General features: G+C 57.9%; 20 protein-coding genes. 11 read left to right on the top strand and 9 right to left on the bottom strand.

Annotated features, from left to right (window positions below; translation table 11 throughout):
- Positions 1–38: 38 nt before the first annotated feature.
- The 8 genes from soxY to BLT54_RS02630 all read left to right on the top strand — a co-directional run bounded on the left by soxY (position 39) and on the right by BLT54_RS02630 (position 7,197).
- Entirely contained in the window at positions 39–455 is a 417-nt protein-coding gene (gene soxY / locus BLT54_RS02665; protein WP_009571534.1) for a thiosulfate oxidation carrier protein SoxY, read from the top strand.
- 27 nt (positions 456–482) lie between these two features.
- Positions 483–812, top strand: a complete 330-nt coding sequence (soxZ, locus tag BLT54_RS02660; protein ID WP_009571533.1) for a thiosulfate oxidation carrier complex protein SoxZ — start codon at positions 483–485, stop codon at positions 810–812.
- 67 nt (positions 813–879) lie between these two features.
- Positions 880–1,746, top strand: a complete 867-nt coding sequence (gene soxA, locus BLT54_RS02655) for a sulfur oxidation c-type cytochrome SoxA (protein ID WP_074640758.1) — start codon at positions 880–882, stop codon at positions 1,744–1,746.
- A gap of 122 nt (positions 1,747–1,868) precedes the next feature.
- Positions 1,869–3,566, top strand: a complete 1,698-nt coding sequence (soxB, locus tag BLT54_RS02650) for a thiosulfohydrolase SoxB (RefSeq protein WP_074640756.1) — start codon at positions 1,869–1,871, stop codon at positions 3,564–3,566.
- A gap of 75 nt (positions 3,567–3,641) precedes the next feature.
- On the top strand, positions 3,642–4,928 hold the full coding sequence (gene soxC, locus BLT54_RS02645; RefSeq protein ID WP_074640754.1) for a sulfite dehydrogenase: 1,287 nt from the start codon (positions 3,642–3,644) through the stop codon (positions 4,926–4,928).
- Positions 4,909–5,994 (top strand): c-type cytochrome, encoded by a 1,086-nt coding sequence (locus BLT54_RS02640; RefSeq protein ID WP_074640752.1) that lies wholly within the window; start codon positions 4,909–4,911, stop codon positions 5,992–5,994. Before soxC ends, BLT54_RS02640 begins: the two co-directional genes overlap by 20 nt.
- Positions 5,995–6,071: 77 nt before the next feature.
- Positions 6,072–6,509, top strand: coding sequence for a DUF302 domain-containing protein (locus BLT54_RS02635; protein ID WP_074640750.1), 438 nt, complete (start codon positions 6,072–6,074; stop codon positions 6,507–6,509).
- A 31-nt stretch (positions 6,510–6,540) separates the two neighbouring features.
- Positions 6,541–7,197 carry a Crp/Fnr family transcriptional regulator gene (locus tag BLT54_RS02630; RefSeq protein WP_083351654.1) on the top strand — a complete coding sequence of 219 codons (657 nt, stop codon included), beginning with the start codon at positions 6,541–6,543 and terminating at the stop codon, positions 7,195–7,197.
- Between the two features lie 4 nt (positions 7,198–7,201).
- Here BLT54_RS02630 and BLT54_RS02625 read toward each other — a convergent pair whose 3' ends face one another.
- Both BLT54_RS02625 and BLT54_RS02620 read right to left on the bottom strand, forming a co-directional pair.
- Entirely contained in the window at positions 7,202–7,405 is a 204-nt protein-coding gene (locus BLT54_RS02625; RefSeq protein ID WP_074640745.1) for a YgaP family membrane protein, read from the bottom strand.
- 181 nt (positions 7,406–7,586) lie between these two features.
- Entirely contained in the window at positions 7,587–9,086 is a 1,500-nt protein-coding gene (locus BLT54_RS02620; RefSeq protein WP_074640743.1) for a CoA-acylating methylmalonate-semialdehyde dehydrogenase, read from the bottom strand.
- Positions 9,087–9,265: 179 nt separating this feature from the next.
- On the opposite strand from BLT54_RS02620, the gene BLT54_RS02615 reads away from it, so the two are divergent.
- The 3 genes from BLT54_RS02615 to coaD all read left to right on the top strand — a co-directional run bounded on the left by BLT54_RS02615 (position 9,266) and on the right by coaD (position 11,276).
- Positions 9,266–10,159: a LysR family transcriptional regulator gene (locus tag BLT54_RS02615; RefSeq protein WP_074641467.1), complete on the top strand. Its 894-nt coding sequence runs from the start codon at positions 9,266–9,268 to the stop codon at positions 10,157–10,159.
- 70 nt (positions 10,160–10,229) lie between these two features.
- Positions 10,230–10,664 carry a CBS domain-containing protein gene (locus tag BLT54_RS02610; protein WP_074640740.1) on the top strand — a complete coding sequence of 145 codons (435 nt, stop codon included), beginning with the start codon at positions 10,230–10,232 and terminating at the stop codon, positions 10,662–10,664.
- Between the two features lie 117 nt (positions 10,665–10,781).
- Entirely contained in the window at positions 10,782–11,276 is a 495-nt protein-coding gene (gene coaD, locus BLT54_RS02605; RefSeq protein ID WP_074640738.1) for a pantetheine-phosphate adenylyltransferase, read from the top strand.
- A 108-nt stretch (positions 11,277–11,384) separates the two neighbouring features.
- On the opposite strand, the gene BLT54_RS22480 is transcribed toward coaD, so the two are convergent.
- The 7 genes from BLT54_RS22480 to tkt all read right to left on the bottom strand — a co-directional run bounded on the left by BLT54_RS22480 (position 11,385) and on the right by tkt (position 17,885).
- A complete protein-coding gene (locus BLT54_RS22480) occupies positions 11,385–11,543 on the bottom strand; it encodes a hypothetical protein (RefSeq protein WP_176832810.1) in 159 nt (52 codons plus the stop codon).
- Between the two features lie 141 nt (positions 11,544–11,684).
- Positions 11,685–12,335, bottom strand: coding sequence for a MarC family protein (locus tag BLT54_RS02600; RefSeq protein ID WP_074640735.1), 651 nt, complete (start codon positions 12,333–12,335; stop codon positions 11,685–11,687).
- 162 nt (positions 12,336–12,497) lie between these two features.
- A complete protein-coding gene (gene gap / locus BLT54_RS02595; protein WP_074640733.1) occupies positions 12,498–13,499 on the bottom strand; it encodes a type I glyceraldehyde-3-phosphate dehydrogenase in 1,002 nt (333 codons plus the stop codon).
- Positions 13,500–13,672: 173 nt separating this feature from the next.
- A complete protein-coding gene (locus tag BLT54_RS22475; RefSeq protein WP_176832809.1) occupies positions 13,673–13,816 on the bottom strand; it encodes a hypothetical protein in 144 nt (47 codons plus the stop codon).
- A gap of 138 nt (positions 13,817–13,954) precedes the next feature.
- Positions 13,955–14,953 carry a type I glyceraldehyde-3-phosphate dehydrogenase gene (gene gap, locus BLT54_RS02590; RefSeq protein WP_009571519.1) on the bottom strand — a complete coding sequence of 333 codons (999 nt, stop codon included), beginning with the start codon at positions 14,951–14,953 and terminating at the stop codon, positions 13,955–13,957.
- Between the two features lie 259 nt (positions 14,954–15,212).
- Positions 15,213–15,755 (bottom strand): NADPH-dependent FMN reductase, encoded by a 543-nt coding sequence (locus BLT54_RS02585; protein WP_074640730.1) that lies wholly within the window; start codon positions 15,753–15,755, stop codon positions 15,213–15,215.
- Between the two features lie 108 nt (positions 15,756–15,863).
- Positions 15,864–17,885 carry a transketolase gene (tkt, locus tag BLT54_RS02580; RefSeq protein WP_074640728.1) on the bottom strand — a complete coding sequence of 674 codons (2,022 nt, stop codon included), beginning with the start codon at positions 17,883–17,885 and terminating at the stop codon, positions 15,864–15,866.
- Positions 17,886–17,963: the final 78 nt, after the last annotated feature.

The raw sequence follows: 17,963 nt of genomic DNA, 5'->3' as shown, positions 1-17,963 counted from the left end.
TCGCCTTTTCGGCCCCCTGAATTTATGAGGAGCAAACCATGAATCTCACACGACGTGACGCTCTGGCTCTTGGCCTTGGTGCGACGGCTGCGGCATTTTTGCCCTGGCGCGCCACGGCCGCAGCCGAGGATGAAATGGCCACCTTTACCGGTGGTGCAGAGGCAGGCAGCGGGGACATCACCCTGACCGCGCCGGAAATCGCCGAAAACGGCAACACTGTGCCGGTCTCGGTCAACGCGCCGGGCGCAGTCGCCATTGCGGTGTTTGCCACGGGCAACCCGACTCCGGGCGTGGCCACGTTCAACTTCGGCCCGCTGGCCGGATCGCAATCCGCCTCGACCCGCATTCGTCTTGCTGGCACGCAGGATGTGGTGGCCATCGCCAAACTGGCGGACGGCTCCTTTATCAAAGCGGCGTCGACCGTGAAAGTGACCATCGGCGGCTGCGGCGGCTAAATCGACTTATTCTAGGAGACAAAAACAATGGCATCTGGTGTCAAACCCCGCGTGAAGGTCCCCAAGTCGGCTGCTGCTGGCGAGGTGATCACGATCAAAACCCTGATTTCGCATCCGATGGAATCGGGTCAGCGCAAAGACGGTGATGGCAACATCATCCCGCGCTCGATCATCAATCGCTTTACCTGTGAGTTCAACGGTCAGTCGGTGATCGACGTGACCATGGAACCGGCGATTTCCACCAACCCGTATTTCGAATTCGATGCGCAGGTCCCCGAAGCAGGTGAATTTAAATTCACCTGGTACGATGACGATGGCTCCGTCTACGAAGACGTGAAACCGATCGCAATCGGTTGACCAAGGTCAGCCTATGCGCCCCGGACGATCGGGGCGCATAGGGCACACCCAGGGAGGAGAGAAACGCATGAACATTAAAAATACGCTCACCACCAAGCTCTGCACGGCTGCGGTCCTGACCGCTTTTGCTGTTGCGGCCCCCGCATTCGCCGATGAGGATGCCGAATTGGTGATCAACGGCGAGATTGAGATCGTCACCAAGACGACGGCACCCGCGCATCTTGATGGCCACCTCACCGAAATCATGTCGGGGTGGCGCTTCCGTTCTGATGACACTCAGGCGATGGAAATGGACGATTTCGACAACCCCGGCATGTTGGGGGCCGAAGAGGGTCTTTCCCAATTCGAAACCGTGATGGGGACGGAGGGCAAAGCCTGCGTCGATTGTCACAATGGTGTGGAGAGCCTTGCCTCTGTGCGTCCGACCTATCCGAAATGGAATGACGCCAAAGAGGCGGTTTACAGCATTCAGATGCAGATCAATGACTGTCTGACCGAGCGGATGGGCGCGGAAGCTGAGAAATACGACAGCAAGAAAATGCTGAATTTCGAAGCCATTCTGGCCTCTGTGGCCCGCGGAACGCCGATGAATGTCGCCATTGATGGTCCGGCCCAGTCGACATGGGAGCAGGGCAAAGAGATGTATTACACACGCTTTGGCCAACTTGATCTGTCCTGTGCCAATTGCCACGAACAGAACTACGGCAACATGATCCGCGCCGATCACCTGTCGCAGGGTCAAACCAATGGGTTCCCGGTGTACCGGATCAAGGACAACAAGCTGACCGGTGCACAAGGCCGTTTCAAAGGCTGTATCCGCGACACCCGCGCCGAGACTTTCGCGCCGGGTTCGCCCGAATTTTTGGCGCTTGAGCTTTATGTTGCGTCGCGTGGCAACGGCCTGTCGGTCGAAGGTCCGTCTGTCCGCAACTGATCTGACAATGCCCCGCCGGCTGTGCTGTGCGGGGCTTTGTTTTCCTCAATATATTCAATTTTACGCATGAAACTTGGCCGCAAATGCGCCGGTTTTGGCAAAAATGCAACGGAGCAACACGCATGATCTCTCGTCGTGACTTCCTTCAGGTCTCCATGGCCGCCTCCGCTTTGGTGGGTGCCTCGGGTTTTGGCAATTGGTCCCGTTTGGCGGCGCAACAGGCGCTGACCCAAGATCAGCTTTTGGACTTTGACACCTTTGGCAATGTCTCCCTGATCCACGTCACCGACATTCATGCCCAGCTCAAGCCGATCTATTTCCGCGAACCCTCGATCAACATCGGGGTGGGCGGCAACAAAGGGGCTGTGCCCCATGTCACCGGCGCCGATTTCCGCAAACTTTACGGGATCGAAGAAAACTCGCCCTCGCATTATGCGCTCTCGGCGGGTGATTTCTCGGCGCTGGGTCAGGCCTATGGCAAGGTCGGCGGGCTGGACCGTATGGCCACGGTGATCAACGCGATCCGCGCAGCGCGTCCTGATGCGTTGCTCTTGGATGGTGGCGACACATGGCACGGCTCCTACACCTGTTATCACACCGAAGGCCAGGACATGGTCAATGTGATGAACGCGCTCAAACCCGATGCGATGACCTTCCATTGGGAATTCACGCTGGGTTCGGAGCGGGTGCGCGAGATTGTTGGCGATTTGCCCTTTGCCGCGCTCGGCGCCAATATTTTCGACGCCGAATGGGACGAACCAAGCGAGGATTTCGCGCCTTATCAGTTCTTTGAACGCGGTGGCGTGAAGATTGCCGTGATCGGTCAGGCCTTTCCCTATATGCCGATCGCCAACCCCGGTTGGATGTTCCCGGAATACTCTTTCGGCATTCGCACCGAACGGATGCAGCAAGTGGTGGACGAGGTCAAAGCCATGGGCGCGGAGCTGGTCGTGCTCTTGTCGCACAACGGGTTTGACGTTGATAAAAAGATGGCGGGTCTGGTCAGCGGTATTGACGTGATCCTGACGGGCCACACCCATGACGCGCTGCCCGAACCTGTGCTGGTCGGAGAAACGATCCTGATTGCCTCCGGGTCAAACGGCAAATTCGTCTCCCGTGTCGATCTGGACGTGCGCGATGGCCGGATGATGGGATTCCGGCACAAATTGATCCCGATCTTCTCGGATGTGATCGAGCCGGACAAAGAGGTCGCGGCGCTGATCGACGAACAACGCGCGCCCTATGAGGCCGATATGTCCGAGGTGATCGGCCAGACCGACAGCCTTTTGTACCGTCGCGGCAATTTTAACGGCACATGGGATGACCTGATCTGTGATGCGCTGATCTCTGAGCGCGAGGCGGATATTGCCATGAGCCCGGGCGTACGTTGGGGGCCCTCGCTGCTTCCGGGCGATGACATCACCCGCGAAGACATTTGGAACGCCACCTCGATGACCTATGGCAAAGCGTACCGCTCCGAGATGACCGGCGAGTTCATCCGTACGATCATGGAAGACGTGGCCGACAACATCTTTAACCCCGATCCCTATTACCAGCAGGGCGGCGATATGGTGCGGATGGGTGGCCTTGGCTACCGCATCGACATCACCAAACCACAGGGCGAACGGATTTCCGAGCTGACGCTGTTGAAAACCGGCGAAAAGCTCGACCCGGCGAAAAACTACGTCGTTGCCGGCTGGGCCTCGGTCAATGAGGCCACCGAAGGGCCGCAGATTTGGGACGTGGTCGAAGATCACATCCGCAAACAGGGCACGATCACCTTGCAACCGAACACCTCGGTTCAGGTCATTGGCGCCTGATCGCATTTGAACATGTCGCCCGGGCTGCACAGTGGCCGGGCGGAAACGTCACAATCTCAAAAGGGAGCACGCACCATGAGTGACACCCAAAAGGACATAAGCCCCTCGCGCCGCGCGTTTTTGCGCGGAGCTGCGGCAACGGGGGTCGGTTTGGCCGCAGGGTCAGCCGCCGCACAAGGCACGCCCGATCCGTTGATCACTGAAAAACAGGACTGGGCCATGACCACCGGCGCGGGCGTTGATGAAACGCCTTATGGTCTGCCGATCAAATACGAAGGCGATGTGATCCGGCGCAATGTGCCATGGCTCACCGCCGATCCGATTTCCTCGATCAACTTCACGCCGATCCATGCGCTTGACGGAACCATCACGCCGCAGGGCTGTGCCTTTGAGCGCCATCACTCCGGTGCGATTGAAGTGAAGAAAGAAGATTATCGTTTGATGATCAATGGTTTGGTCGATCAGCCGCTGGTCTTCACCTATGCCGATCTGGAGCGTTTCCCACGCGAAAACCGTACGTTTTTCTTGGAATGCGCGGCCAACACCGGGATGGAATGGGCGGGGGCGCAATTGAACGGCGCGCAATTCACCCATGGCATGATCCATAACATGGAATATTCCGGTGTCTCCCTGCGCACGTTGCTCGAAGAGGCCGGGCTGTCTGCCGCTGGCGATTTGTCGGACAAATGGGTCTATGTCGAGGGCGCGGATGCGTCGTCAAACGGGCGCTCCATTCCGATGGAAAAGGCGCTTGATGATGTCATGGTGGCGTTTAAGGCCAATGGTGAAGCGCTGCGCATGGAGCATGGCTATCCGGTGCGCTTGGTTGTGCCCGGTTGGGAAGGCAACATGTGGGTCAAATGGCTGCGTCGGATCGAAGTGACGGCGCAGGCCGTGGAAGGTCGCGAAGAGACCTCGAAATACACGGACACTCTGGCGGATGGCACCTCGCGCAAATGGACATGGGTGATGGATGCGAAATCCGTCGTCACCTCGCCCAGCCCGCAAAGCCCGATCACCCATGGCACCGGGCCTTTGGTGATCACCGGTCTGGCGTGGTCCGGGCGCGGCGCCATCACCGGCGTCGATGTGTCGAAAGACGGTGGCAAGACCTGGGAAAAGGCGCGTTTGGCCAAGCCCGGCGAGAAAATGGCGCTCACCCGCTTTTATCTCGATACCGATTGGGACGGCTCGGAGATGTTGCTGCAAAGCCGCGCGCATGACGACACCGGCTATGTTCAACCGACCAAAGCGCAGCTTCGCGAGGTGCGGGGCGAGAACTCGGTCTATCACAACAACTGTATTCAGACATGGCATGTCAAAGCCAACGGGGAGGCAGAGAATGTCGAAGTTTCTTCCTAAACTCATGACGGCGACGGCGCTGGCCGCCACGTTTTCCATCCCGGCTTTTGCCGAGGGCTTCGGTCTGGGCCGTCCGGCTTTGCCCGAAGAAATCACCGCATGGAACCTTGATATTTCGCCCAATGGCGATGGGCTTCCTGTCGGGTCCGGCTCGGTTGAAGATGGCGAAATGATCTTTTCGGAAAACTGCGCGGTGTGTCACGGCGAGTTTGCCGAGGGTGTGGACAATTGGCCGAAACTTGCGGGCGGCGACGGCACTTTGGCGGACAAAGATCCGCTTAAAACCGTCGGTTCCTATTGGCCGTATCTCTCGACCGTCTATGACTACGTCCGCCGCTCCATGCCCTTTGGCAATGCGCAGACCATGTCGGATGATGATGTCTACGCGATCACCGCCTATATCCTCTATTCGAACTACATCGTTGAGGATGATTTTGTGCTGTCCAACGAGAACTTCCTCGATGTCGACATGCCCAATGCCGACGGGTTCATCATCGATGATCGTCCTTCGAGTGAATACACGATCTTTACCGAGGAAAACGCCTGTTACGAGAATTGCAAAGACAGCGTTGAGATCACCAAACGGGCGACTGTTTTGGACGTGACCCCCGATGAGGCGGGCACGGATCAGGCGGCCGCCGAGCCTGCGCCCGAGGCCGCGCCTGTCGAGGTCGCCGTGGCAGAAGAAGCGCCGGTTGAGGCCCCGGTTGAGGCCCCCGCCGAGGTCGTGACCGCGGCCTTTGACGCCGATCTCGCGGCCAAGGGCGAAACGGTCTTTAAAAAATGCAAAGCCTGTCACCAGACCGGCGAGGGCGCGAAAAACAAGACCGGTCCCATTCTCAACGGCGTGTTCATGGCCAAAGTCGCGCATGTCGATGGGTTCAAATATTCCAACGATATGTTGGGCGCGAATGAGGCTGGAGCGGTTTGGGATGAGGCGCATCTGGCGGAATTCCTGGCCAAACCCAAGAGCGTCTATTCCAAGACCAAAATGACCTTTGCGGGGCTGAAAAAAGACAGCGAAATCGCCGCAGTGATCGAATATCTCAAATCGGTGTCGCAGTAAGCGACGCGCATCGGAAAGGGCGGCCTATGGGTCGCCCTTTTTCTGTGGTAGACTGAGATCAAAGGGAGGAAAATCACATGAAAACAATGATAAAGGCAATTGCGGTCGGTCTCATTTGCGCATCCCCGGCTTTCGCGGAAGATCAGGCCATCACCTTTGACTATGACGGCACATTTGAGGACGCGACCTTTGCGATTGAAGATGCCATTGTCTCGAAAGGTCTGGTCATCGACTATCGCTCGCACACCGGCGAAATGTTGGAGCGCACCCGCGCGGATGTTGGCTCTGACGTCGTGCTGTTCGATGCCGCTGACGTGTTTTTGTTCTGCTCTGCCGTGGTGTCGCGTCAGGTGATGGAGGCCGATCCGGCCAATATCGTCTATTGCCCCTATTCCATCTATGTCGCCGACCAAGCCGGCAAAGTCACCATCGGATTTCACGATTATCCCGATGGCCCGATGCAAGCGGTCGAAGATTTGCTGACAGAGATTGTCGAAGAGGCCACAAGCTTCTAGATGTAGCCTCTGAACCAAAGGGATGAGGCCTATGGACTGGATCGACCGATTTGCGGGGTTATCATCCCTTGAGCCGCGCGTGCGAGAGCGGCTTGTGGCGCAATCGCAGATCGTCCATTTGCCGCTGGGTACGGTGTTGTTTGGGCCGGGCAAAAGCCCCGAAAACCTGTTGTTGTTGCTTGAAGGTACGGTGCGGGTGCAACAAACCACCGAAGGCGGGCGCGAGATTGTGCTCTACCGGGTCCATGCGGGCGAAAGCTGTGTTTTGACCACGGCGTGCCTCCTGGCCTATGAGGATTATTCCGCTGAAGGCATCGCCGAAACCGAGGTGGAAGCCGTGGCCATTCCGCGCCGGGTGTTTGACGATCTGGTGGCGAAATCGCAAAGTTTTCGCACCTTTGTCTTTTCCGCCTATTCGCGCCGGATCACCGATCTGTTTCATGTGATCGAAGAAATCGCCTTTCAAAAGGTCGATATTCGTTTGGCGCAAAAGCTGTTGGAATTGTCGAAAGGGGCGGGCCGGTTGAAAGCCACCCATGCGCAACTGGCCGCCGAATTGGGCACTGCGCGCGAAGTCATTTCGCGTCAGTTGCAGGAATTTCAACGCCGGGGCTGGGTTGAAACCGCGCGCGGCGAAGTGACTTTGGTCAACCCCGCCGCATTGAGAAATCTGTCAGAAGCGGCGTAACGCCTTACTTCTTCATCGGGCAGGTCGAGAACCCAAAGAGAGAATAGAGCGGGCAGCTCGACATCAGGCCCGTGGCCAGCGGGATGATCCCGAGCAGGTACAGCCAGCGCATCGACGCATCCGGATTCATGAAAAAGCCGAGGATAAGGGCCGCGCCGACGACGATCCGCAAAATGCGGTCGATCTGACCGATGTTCTTTTTGAGCATGGGACTCTCCATTTATGACACTGATTTAACCATAGGCGGTTTTCGCCGCTCTGTCTGTGACAAACTCACAAGCGGCACGGCGCGGGTTTGATCCGCGTGAAAACGAAGACTGTTCGATATGTGCAAAAAAAACGGGAAATCCGAAGATTTCCCGTTTAAATTGGTTCGGTTTGAAGAGGCTTTAGTCCATCGCTTTGAAGTTCAAAGCCGCCCCGTCTTTGATGCCGGAGAACCAGCGCGCCGTGACGGTTTTGGTTTTGGTGTAGAATTTGAACGCATCGGGTCCGTATTGGTTCAAATCGCCAAAGGAGGATTTTTTCCAGCCGCCAAAGGAATAATAGGACAGCGGCACCGGGATCGGGAAGTTGATGCCGACCATGCCGACATTGACGCGCGCGGCAAAATCGCGCGCCGTGTCACCATCGGCGGTGTAGATCGCGGTGCCATTGCCATAATCATTGGCGATGATCAGTTGCAGCGCCTCTTCATAGCTGTCCATCCGCACGGTGGAGAGCACGGGACCAAAGATTTCCTCTTTGTAGATGTCCATGTCGGGGGTCACATCGTCAAATAGCGAGGCCCCGGTGAAAAAGCCGTTTTCATAGCCTTGAATGCTCAGGCCACGACCATCGACCAAAAGCTTTGCGCCCTGTTCGACACCGGAGGCAATCAGGCCCTCGACGCGGGTTTTCGACGCGGCGGTGATCAGCGGACCGAAATCGACATCCGCGCCCGCGGTGTAGGGCCCGACTTTGAGCGCTTCGATTTTGGGGATCAGTTTGGCGATCAAACGATCTGCGGTCTCTTTGCCCACCGGCACGGCCACGGAAATCGCCATGCAGCGTTCGCCAGCGGCACCATAGCCCGCACCGACCAGCGCATCGGCGGCCATGTCCAGATCGGCGTCCGGCATGATGATCATGTGGTTTTTCGCACCGCCAAAACACTGTGCGCGTTTGCCATTGGTTGCGGCGCGGCCATAGATATATTGCGCGATCGGGGTGGAGCCGACAAAGCCCACGGCCTGAATGGTGTCATGGTCCAAAATGGCGTCCACGACCTCTTTGTCGCCATGGACAACCTGCAACACGCCCTCGGGCAGCCCCGCCTCGGTGAACAGCTCGGCCAGCATCAAAGAGGTCATTGGCGTGCGTTCAGAGGGTTTGAGGATCATCGCGTTGCCCGCCGAAATCGCCGGGGCCATTTTCCACAGCGGGATCATCGCCGGGAAGTTGAACGGCGTGATGCCTGCGACCACACCCAGCGGTTGACGCATGGCATAAAGGTCGATGCCGGGACCCGCGTCGCCGGTATATTCGCCCTTGAGCATCGCAGGCGCGCCCATGCAGACCTCAACCACCTCAAGCCCGCGTTGCACGTCGCCTTTGGCATCGGGGAGGGTCTTGCCATGCTCGCGCGACAGGCATTCGGCCAGCTTGTCCATGTTGTCGTTGATCAACTGACCAAAGCGCATCATCACCCGCGCGCGGCGCTGCGGGTTGACCTTGGCCCAAGCCTGTTGCGCCACAGCGGCTTTTTGCACCGCTGCGTCAAGCTCGGCGGGGCTGGCCAGCGGCACGCGCGCGATCACGTCGCCGGTGGAGGGGTTCAGCACATCGGAAAACCGACCAGAGGTTCCGGCGACCAAGGCACCGTTGATGTAATGTTGCAGCTCTTGCATGGGGGTCTCCTTTTCATTTGCACCACGGTAGCCTTGCGAAAATGAGTTAAAAAGAGGGAAGATTTCAAAAACGTTTTGCAGTATTGCAAAAGGCGCGCGGTGAGACATCGGCGCGCTGGTATCCAGTACAGGTCACGAGGTTCGACAACTCACATCAGGGGGGAGACACGCCTATGAGCATGAATTGGGACGATTTAAAGGTGTTTTTGGCGGTGGCGCGCACCGAAAGCCTGTCGGGGGCAGGGCGTCAGTTGAAAATTGATCCGGCGACGGTCGGGCGGCGGATTGCGCGGCTGGAAGACGGGCTTGGTGTGGCGCTGTTTGCCAAATCGCCCCAAGGCTATGATCTGACCCGCGACGGCGCACGGTTGTTGAGCCATGCGGAGGCGGCGGAACAGGCGGTGGCCTTTGGGGCCGAAGATATGAGTGGCGAGGGAGACCGGGGCCTGAAGGGCGTGATCCGGGTCGGTGCGCCGGATGGCTGTGCCAATTATGTGTTGCCGCGTGTGATTGCGCGAATCGCAGAGGCGCACCCGGACCTTGAGGTGCAAATCGTGGCCCAGCCCCGCCTTTTCAACCTGTCCAAACGCGAAGTCGATTTTGTGGTCAGCGTCTCTGCGCCGACCTCCGGGCGGCTTTTGGTGCAGAAGATCACCGACTATCACCTCTCGCTTGCCGGGATGAAATGGTACATGCGCCAACATGGCGAGGTGAGCGGGCTAGAGGATCTGTCGACCCATAAGATGGTCGGCTATGTGCCCGATCTGATTTTCGACAAGGAACTCGATTATCTTGAGGAAATCGGGGTTTCAAAGGTCGATTATACGTCAAATTCGGTTTCGGTTCAGCTGAACATGATCCGCGCCGGACTTGGATTGGGGGTCGTGCATGATTTTTGCCTGCCCTATGTGCCGCGTTTGACACGGCTTTTGCCCGATCAAATCCGCCTTAAACGGGCGTTTTATTTGGTCCGCCATGCCGATGATCGCAAGGTCGAGCGGCTGTCGCGTTTTGCCGATATGTTGGCGGTGGACATGCGCGCTGTGGTTGAAAGTCTTGAAGCCGAGACTTGACAGATATGGCCCGCTCAGTGGACGCTGAGGGCAGGGAGTCGATTGAACTCAAACACATAAGGGAGGGCCTATGCTTGTAGGACAAATTCTGAAATCGAAAGTCATTGGCGAAGCCATCACGATCCGCCCGGATATGACCGTGGGCGATGCGGCCGCTCTTTTGTCGGTGCGCAAAATCGGTGCGGTGATTGTGGCCACAGACCCTGAGCGCCCCGAAGGCATCCTGTCCGAGCGCGATATTGTGCGCGAATTGGGCAAGACCGGCGGCGAGAGTCTTGGGCATCATGTCAGTGATTTCATGACCCGCAAACTGGTGAGCTGTGAGCCGACCGATACTGCGCTTGCCGTGCTTGAGCGGATGAGCCAGGGCCGGTTTCGCCACATGCCGGTGATGGAAGGCGATAAGATGATCGGCATCGTCTCGATTGGCGATGTGGTGAAGGCGCGTCTTGATGAATTGGCGATGGAAAACAACGCTCTTGAAGGGATGATCATGGGGCATTGAGCCCTCTCATCGCGGTTTGGTGTGATTATGACGGGGTGACGGGGCGTTCGCGCCCCAATCCCCTTGATTTTGCACCCGCAATATAGTTGCGTGCACCGCAGAAAGAGGAGGACCCCCATGCGCATCGGACTCTATCCCGGCACATTTGACCCTGTGACCCACGGCCACGGCGATATTATTCGCCGGGCCTGTGCTTTGGTCGATCGTTTGGTCATTGGCGTGGCAATCAACCGCGACAAAGGGCCGTTGTTCACGCTCGAAGAGCGGGTGGAGATGCTGAAACAGTACACAAGCCGTATTGCCAATGAGACCGGCTGTGAGATTGTGGTGCATCCGTTTGAAAACCTGTTGATCCAATGCGCCCGCGATGTGAACGCGTCGATCATCATCCGAGGTCTGCGAGCCGTGGCAGACTTTGAGTATGAATATCAAATGGTTGGCATGAACCGCGCCCTTGATAGCAATATCGAGACCGTATTTTTGATGGCGGATGCCAAACATCAGGCGATTGCATCGAAACTGGTCAAAGAGATTGCGCGTCTGGACGGCGATATTTCCAAATTCGTGGCCCCCGATGTGGCAGACCGGCTTTTGGCAAAATTCAAGAGGTGACCAGTTCTGCCGTCGAAAGGCGGCCCTGCGAGATGATAAAAGCCCGAGATGATAAAAGCCCCGCCGGGAGAACCCGTGGGGCTTTTTCATGAGAAACTGTTGGGGCGCTCAGCCGTAAATGGCTTGGCGGGCAAGGTCGCAGGCGCGGCCATGGTCCATGGCGAGATCAGTTTTGACCTTTTGCGGCAGGGCGTCCAATTCGGCCAGTGTACGACGATAAGCGGCCCGTTTTTGAGCGGCGTTTTTCAGGTTGGCGAGAAGTTTCATGGTGCCGATCCTTTCTGGGCTATGATGAATTTCTGCCCCCTATATGCGCCTGAATTAGCGCTAACACCAATGCCGGTTCGCCAAAGTCGTCATGCGATTTGCGCATGGGTCAATGTGAAACTGCATGGCTTTTGAGGGTGCTCAGAAACTTGGGATGACGCCAATGGCCACAAAGCCTTTGAGAACGGTGTCCACCGCAACAGCCGCCAAAATCATTCCCATCACCCGGCTGACCACAGCCGCGCCGGTTTCGCGCAGCACCTTGAGGATGGGGGCGGCGGCCAGAAGGATCAGCAGAGTGATCAACAGGACAACGGTCATGATCGAGGCGGTCATGGCCTGATGCGCCATGGAAAACCGATCATTGTCGGTGAGCATGACCACGGCCAGCATTGCACCGGGGGAGGCGATGGAGGGCATCGCCAGTGGAAAAACGGCCACGCGGCGGGCCTGCACCTGTTGGTCGGAGAGCGGTTTTTCGACCTGTGCGACCTCATGCGAGGGTTTGCCATCGCCAAAGATCATGGTGAGCGCAAAGAGGAAAAGCACCAGCCCGCCAGCGATTTGGAATGAGGGTAGGCCAAGGCCCAAAGCGTCCAAAATCACCTGACCAAACAGGATGAAGAGCAACAGGATGAGAAAGGCCGTCAACACCGCGCGCGCCGCAACCATGCGGGCCAATCGAGGCTCCAGGCTGGCGGTTGCGCCGATGAACACGGGCAGGGTGCCGATGGGATCAATGACGACCCACAGGGTGATGAATTCGCTCAGGAGGGTGGAGAAATTGAACATGGGCACGCGCGTTTGGAGGGTTTGTTTTGAAATAGCCGCAGGACATTAGAACACAAGAGGGGGTGGCTCTGATTTGGCGGTAAAGCGGAAAAAAGCGCCCCGAACCCAAAGGCTCGGAGCGCCCACCTCCCGTTCGCGCGGGATAGCTGTGGTTTCGTTGGCTTAAAGGAACTTACCCATAGCGACGGCTGTGTCTGCCATACGGTTCGAAAAGCCCCATTCGTTGTCATACCACGTCAGAATACGCACCATGGTGCCCTCCATGACTTTGGTCTGATCGCAATGGAAGGTCGAGCTGTGCGGATCATGGTTGAAATCCGTGGACACCAGTTTGCGATCCGTGTAGCCAAGGATGCCTTTGAGCGGGCCGTCTGCAGCGGTGCGGATCAACGCGTTGATCTCTTCGACCGTGGTGTCGCGCGCGGCTTCAAAGGTCAGATCGACGACAGAGACGTTCGGGGTCGGCACGCGGATGGCAACGCCATCGAGTTTCCCATTGAGTTCCGGCAAAACCAGACCCACGGCTTTGGCAGCCCCGGTCGAGGTCGGGATCATCGACAAAGCGGCGGCACGGGCGCGGTAGAGGTCTTTGTGCATCGTATCCAACGTCGGCTGATCGCCGGTGTAGGAGTGGATGGTGGTCATAAAGCCCTTGATGATACCGATATTGTCGTTGAGCACTTTGACCACCGGCGCGAGGCAGTTGGTGGTGCAAGAGGCGTTGGAGACGATAATGTCATCGGCACTCAGTTGGTCATGGTTCACGCCGTAAACGATGGTTTTGTCAGCATCGGTGCCCGGCGCGGAAATCAGCACGCGCGAGGAGCCGTTTTCGAGATGCGCCTGGCATTTTTCTTTCGAGGTGAAGATGCCGGTGCATTCGAGCACGATGTCGATGTGCGACCAAGGCAAATCCGCCGGATTGCGGATGGCGGTCACTTTGATCGGGCCACGGCCGACGTCAATGGAGTCTTCGGTGAAGGTGACTTCCACCGGGAAACGGCCATGCACCGAGTCGTATTGGAGCAGGTGAGCGTTGGTTTCGACCGGGCCCAAATCGTTGATCGCGACCACTTCGATGTCGGTACGCCCCGACTCAATGATCGCGCGCAAGATATTACGCCCAATTCGTCCAAATCCGTTGATTGCAACTTTTACGGCCATATCAGCACCTCCTATGACGCTTTGGCAGGAAAGAGGGCGATGGGAGAGGGCCCTCTCAGATGGGATCCATGATGGTGCGCTGTGGCAAATCCCGCCATGGAGAAATTCGTGAGTCATTCGCTGTTATCGCTAACATCGCGATCCGAGCGAAAAGGTCAACCGGAATGCGACTTTCATCGCCAAAAGGCGACCAATTGCAGCAATTCAAGAAACTTACGGGTCAGGAAAAGAGAGGCGTGCCCTCCGTTCAGCCCAAAATCAAGACCGAGCGCGATCAAAATCACAATGGCGAGCCCGACGGCAATTTGGTTGGTCATGTGTAGCGCTAACTGTTTCTTTGACCGAACAATGCGTCAGAGAGGTAAAGAAAAAAAGGGTTCAGATCAAAAAAACAAAAAAAGGCCCGGCAAAGCCATGCCGGACCCCAAAACTTTGGATTAATCGGCCCCAAGCACTTAGTGCAGGCGGCCCATCGCAGCGGCGACATCGGCCATACGCGCCGAAAAGCCCCATTCGTTGTCATACCAGGCCAGAACCCGCACGGTGCGACCGACGACTTTGGTCTGATCCGGGGCGAAGATCGAGGATTCGGTGGTGTGGTTGAAGTCGATCGACACTTTCGGCTCCGGGTCATAGCCCAGCACCGCGCCCATGTGACCGGCGGCGGCTTGGCGCACGACTTCGTTCACATCCGCAACGGTGACGTCTTTGCTGGCCTGGAAGGTCAGATCGACAGCGGAGACGTTCGGTGTCGGCACGCGGATCGAGGTGCCGTCCAATTTGCCCGCAAGTTCCGGCAGGACCAGACCCAGCGCCTTGGCGGCCCCGGTCGAGGTCGGGATCAGCGCCATGCTGGCCGCGCGTGCCCGGTAGAGGTCTTTGTGGCGACGGTCATGGGTGGATTGATCGCCGGTGTAGCTATGGATCGTGGTCATGATCCCGCTTTCAATGCCGATGGCGTCGTTCAACACTTTGGCCAAGGGCGCGAGGCAGTTGGTGGTGCAAGACCCGTTGGAAATGATCCGGTCTTCCGCCAAAATATCACGGTGGTTCACTCCGAAAACCACGGTGCGCGCCACGTTGGTCGCAGGCGCCGAGATCAACACTTTGCGCGCGCCGCGCTCAAGGTGAACGGCGGATTTCAGGCCGTCGTTGAATTTGCCGGTGCATTCGAGCACGACGTCAACGCCCTCCCAATCGAGTTCCTGCGGATCGTAGGTGGACATGACTTTGATCGGGCCGTGGCCCAGATCCATCGTGTCGCCCTCAACGCGCACGGTGCCACCAAAGCGACCATGGACAGAATCGTATTTGAGCAAATGCGCGTTGGTTTCGATCGGGCCGGTGGCGTTGATTTTCACCACTTCAACCTCATTGAGGCCGGCCTCGGCGATATGTGCCAAGGTGCAGCGACCGATGCGGCCAAAACCGTTGATCCCAAGTCTGATGGTCATTCTTGCGTCTCCCGAGCTCTCTGTTGGCGGGGCATTGCCCGCCGTCTGTGCGGTTCCGTGCGGTCTCTCGTGTCGTGTCACATGCGGCGCGTGGCAGGGATCGCGGTTCGCAGACCGGCAGGATGTTGAGCGTGGTATACGGGCGTATGCTGCATAGGAAAAGTCTTTAGCGCCAACATGTTAGCGAAAACATAAGGGTTAGCGCAAACACTGCACAGTGATTTGGCGATGATTTGGCGATGATTTGGCGATGGCGTGGTTAACGGGTGGGGGCGAGGCTATGTGCCCACTCGGAAAAGCGGATCAAAAAGGCGCGGGCGTCTTGGGCTGTGTCTGGGTGGGTCACCAGCGCATGAATGTCCTCAGGCGATGATTTCATCACGGGGACGCGCAGAAAAATATCCGCCGCAAAGCCGGTGGACAGGGTCGAGAGCACCCGCCTCAGATCGGTCAGCATGTCATCGCCACGATGGGAGGCATGGGCCAAAGCGATGGGTTTGCCGATCAATTCTTCGCCGGAGACCAACCAATCCAGAGCGTTTTTCAATCCGCCGGGCAGGGCGCGAACATATTCGGGGCTGGCGATGATCACCCCGTCGGCGGCTTTGATCCGGGCGATGAAATCCGACACGGCTTTGGGGCGATCAGGCCCCTCAAGATCAGGCGAAAAGATCGGCAACTGCCCCAGCCCGTCACATATGGTGATCTCCATGCCCTCAGGCGCAACGGCTGAGAGGGCTTTGAGCAGGGAGGTGTTGGTGGAGGCGCGGCGATTGCTGCCGGACAGGGCGAGGATATGCATGGGCGTATGAACATCACTGTGCGCCAAAACGTCAATTCACAGAGGCGTCAGACCATAAAAAAGCCCGCGCATGTGGCGCGGGCTTTTGTGATCTTGATGTGGGGCGGTTTAGCCCAACAGTGCTTTGACCTGAGCCACGACATTTTCCGCGCTGAGGCCGAATTTGGCGTAAAGCTCCTCGGCGGGTGCGGACGCGCCAAAGCGGGTCATGCCCACGAAGGCCTGTTTCGCTTCGCGGCCACGTTCGCCCAAAAGCCAACGATCCCAACCGCCATCGCGCACAGCCGCCTCAACGCCGACGCGCACCGGACCAGCGGGCAGGACCTTGCGGCGGTAGGCTTCGTCTTGCTCGGCAAACAGTTCCATACAGGGCATGGACACCACACGAGTGCCGATGCCGTTCTCTTGCAGGATTTTGCGCGCCTCCATGGCGATCTCGACCTCAGAGCCGGTGGCGATGAGGATCGCATCCCGTTTGCCTTCCGCTTCGGCCAGCACATAGGCGCCTTTGGCCACGAGATTGGAGGTTTTATGCTCGACACGTTGCGTTGGCAGGTTTTGACGGGTCAGCACCAAGACAGACGGTGTCTTCTGCGAGGTCAGCGCGATTTCCCAGGCTTCCGCGGTCTCGACCGTGTCACAGGGACGGATGGTCAAAGTGTTCGGCGTGGCGCGGCAGATGGCGAGATGTTCGACCGGCTGGTGGGTCGGACCGTCTTCGCCAAGGCCGATGGAATCATGGGTCATCACATAGGTCACCGGGATCTGCATCAACGCCGACAGGCGCATCGCCGGGCGGGCGTAGTCGGTGAAACAGAAGAAGGTGCCACCATAAGGACGGATACCACCATGCAGCGCCATACCGTTCATCGCGGCGGCCATGCCGTGTTCGCGGATGCCGTAATAGACATAGCGGCCTTTGCGATTGGCCTCGTCAAACACGCCCATATCTGCCGTCAGCGTGTTGTTGGAGCCGGTGAGATCGGCCGAGCCGCCGATGGTTTCCGGCATGATCGGGTTGATCACCTCAAGCACCTTTTGCGAGGAGGCGCGGGTGGCAAGGCTTGGTTGCGAGTCGGAGATTTGTTTTTTGAACGCCTTGATCGTGGCAGAGAGCTTTTTCGGCACCTCGCCTGCGAACACCCGGTTGAATTCGATCTGACGGCGTTCGGATTGCTCGTCAAAACGGGCTTTCCATGCGGCGTGATCTTCGTGACCGCGTGCACCAATGGCTTCCCATTCGGCTTTCACATCGGCGGCCACTTCGAACGGACCCCAAGTGACGCCGTAAGCGGCCTTGGCGGCAGCCAACTGATCGGCATTGGTCAAAGCCCCGTGACCTTTGGAGGTGTCTTGTGCGGCGTGACCCAAAGCGATGTGGGTTTTGCAGGCAATCATCGACGGTTTTTTGGACTTTTTCGCGGCTTCGAGGGCGGCGTCGATTTGTTCCGGGTCATGGCCGTCAATGGACTGAACATGCCAGCCAGCCGCCTTGAAGCGCATCACCTGATCGGTGCGATCGGACAGATCGACGGGGCCGTCGATGGTGATGCTGTTGTTGTCCCAAAAGACGATGAGCTTGCCAAGTTTCTGGCGACCTGCCAGTGCGATGGCCTCTTGGCTCACGCCTTCCATCAAACAACCGTCACCGGCCATGCAATAGGTGTAATGGTTCTGAAGTTTTGACCCAAAGCGTGCGCGCAGGGCTTCTTCGGCCATGGCAAAGCCGACAGCATTGGAAATGCCCTGACCCAGTGGGCCGGTGGTGGTCTCAACGCCCTCAAGCAGGAAGTTTTCCGGGTGACCGGCGGTTTTTGCGCCCATCTGACGGAAGTTTTTGATCTCCTCCAGCGGCATCTCTTTGTAGCCGGTGAGATAGAGCAGGGAATAGACCAACATCGACCCGTGGCCCGCAGACAAGATGAACCGGTCCCGGTCCGGCCATGTCGGGGCGGAGGCATCGAATTTCAGGTGTTTGCCAAACAAAACAGTGGCGACATCGGCCATGCCCATCGGCATCCCGGAGTGACCGGAATTGGCGGCGGCAACGGCATCGAGGGTCAACGTGCGGATGGCGGTGGCGCGCATCCAATGGTCGGGGTGCGCCTCGCGCAGGGTTGCGATGTCCATAAGCGGATCTCCTTGCTCTCCCAAAACAACCAAGTCGCGCGCGTAAGCCCCGCATTCCTTGGCTTTTCCGGTTTCGTG

Source organism: Celeribacter baekdonensis (genome assembly GCF_900102315.1).
GTDB classification, from domain to species: Bacteria; Pseudomonadota; Alphaproteobacteria; order Rhodobacterales; family Rhodobacteraceae; genus Celeribacter; species Celeribacter baekdonensis.
Note: the sequence above shows the minus strand (reverse complement) of the source record. Positions and strands in the feature narration are given on the sequence as shown.

Coding starts and splice junctions, on each gene's coding strand:
- BLT54_RS02615 (WP_074641467.1), top strand. CDS start 9,266: ATGAATTGGGACGATTTAAAGGTGTTTTTGGCGGTGGCGCGCACCGAA.
- BLT54_RS02585 (WP_074640730.1), bottom strand. CDS start 15,755: ATGCATATCCTCGCCCTGTCCGGCAGCAATCGCCGCGCCTCCACCAAC.
- BLT54_RS22480 (WP_176832810.1), bottom strand. CDS start 11,543: ATGAAACTTCTCGCCAACCTGAAAAACGCCGCTCAAAAACGGGCCGCT.
- coaD (WP_074640738.1), top strand. CDS start 10,782: ATGCGCATCGGACTCTATCCCGGCACATTTGACCCTGTGACCCACGGC.
- tkt (WP_074640728.1), bottom strand. CDS start 17,885: ATGGACATCGCAACCCTGCGCGAGGCGCACCCCGACCATTGGATGCGC.
- soxA (WP_074640758.1), top strand. CDS start 880: ATGAACATTAAAAATACGCTCACCACCAAGCTCTGCACGGCTGCGGTC.
- soxY (WP_009571534.1), top strand. CDS start 39: ATGAATCTCACACGACGTGACGCTCTGGCTCTTGGCCTTGGTGCGACG.
- BLT54_RS02635 (WP_074640750.1), top strand. CDS start 6,072: ATGAAAACAATGATAAAGGCAATTGCGGTCGGTCTCATTTGCGCATCC.
- gap (WP_074640733.1), bottom strand. CDS start 13,499: ATGGCCGTAAAAGTTGCAATCAACGGATTTGGACGAATTGGGCGTAAT.
- BLT54_RS02640 (WP_074640752.1), top strand. CDS start 4,909: ATGTCGAAGTTTCTTCCTAAACTCATGACGGCGACGGCGCTGGCCGCC.
- soxB (WP_074640756.1), top strand. CDS start 1,869: ATGATCTCTCGTCGTGACTTCCTTCAGGTCTCCATGGCCGCCTCCGCT.
- BLT54_RS02610 (WP_074640740.1), top strand. CDS start 10,230: ATGCTTGTAGGACAAATTCTGAAATCGAAAGTCATTGGCGAAGCCATC.
- BLT54_RS02625 (WP_074640745.1), bottom strand. CDS start 7,405: ATGCTCAAAAAGAACATCGGTCAGATCGACCGCATTTTGCGGATCGTC.
- BLT54_RS02600 (WP_074640735.1), bottom strand. CDS start 12,335: ATGTTCAATTTCTCCACCCTCCTGAGCGAATTCATCACCCTGTGGGTC.
- soxC (WP_074640754.1), top strand. CDS start 3,642: ATGAGTGACACCCAAAAGGACATAAGCCCCTCGCGCCGCGCGTTTTTG.
- BLT54_RS02620 (WP_074640743.1), bottom strand. CDS start 9,086: ATGCAAGAGCTGCAACATTACATCAACGGTGCCTTGGTCGCCGGAACC.
- BLT54_RS22475 (WP_176832809.1), bottom strand. CDS start 13,816: ATGACCAACCAAATTGCCGTCGGGCTCGCCATTGTGATTTTGATCGCG.
- gap (WP_009571519.1), bottom strand. CDS start 14,953: ATGACCATCAGACTTGGGATCAACGGTTTTGGCCGCATCGGTCGCTGC.
- BLT54_RS02630 (WP_083351654.1), top strand. CDS start 6,541: ATGGACTGGATCGACCGATTTGCGGGGTTATCATCCCTTGAGCCGCGC.
- soxZ (WP_009571533.1), top strand. CDS start 483: ATGGCATCTGGTGTCAAACCCCGCGTGAAGGTCCCCAAGTCGGCTGCT.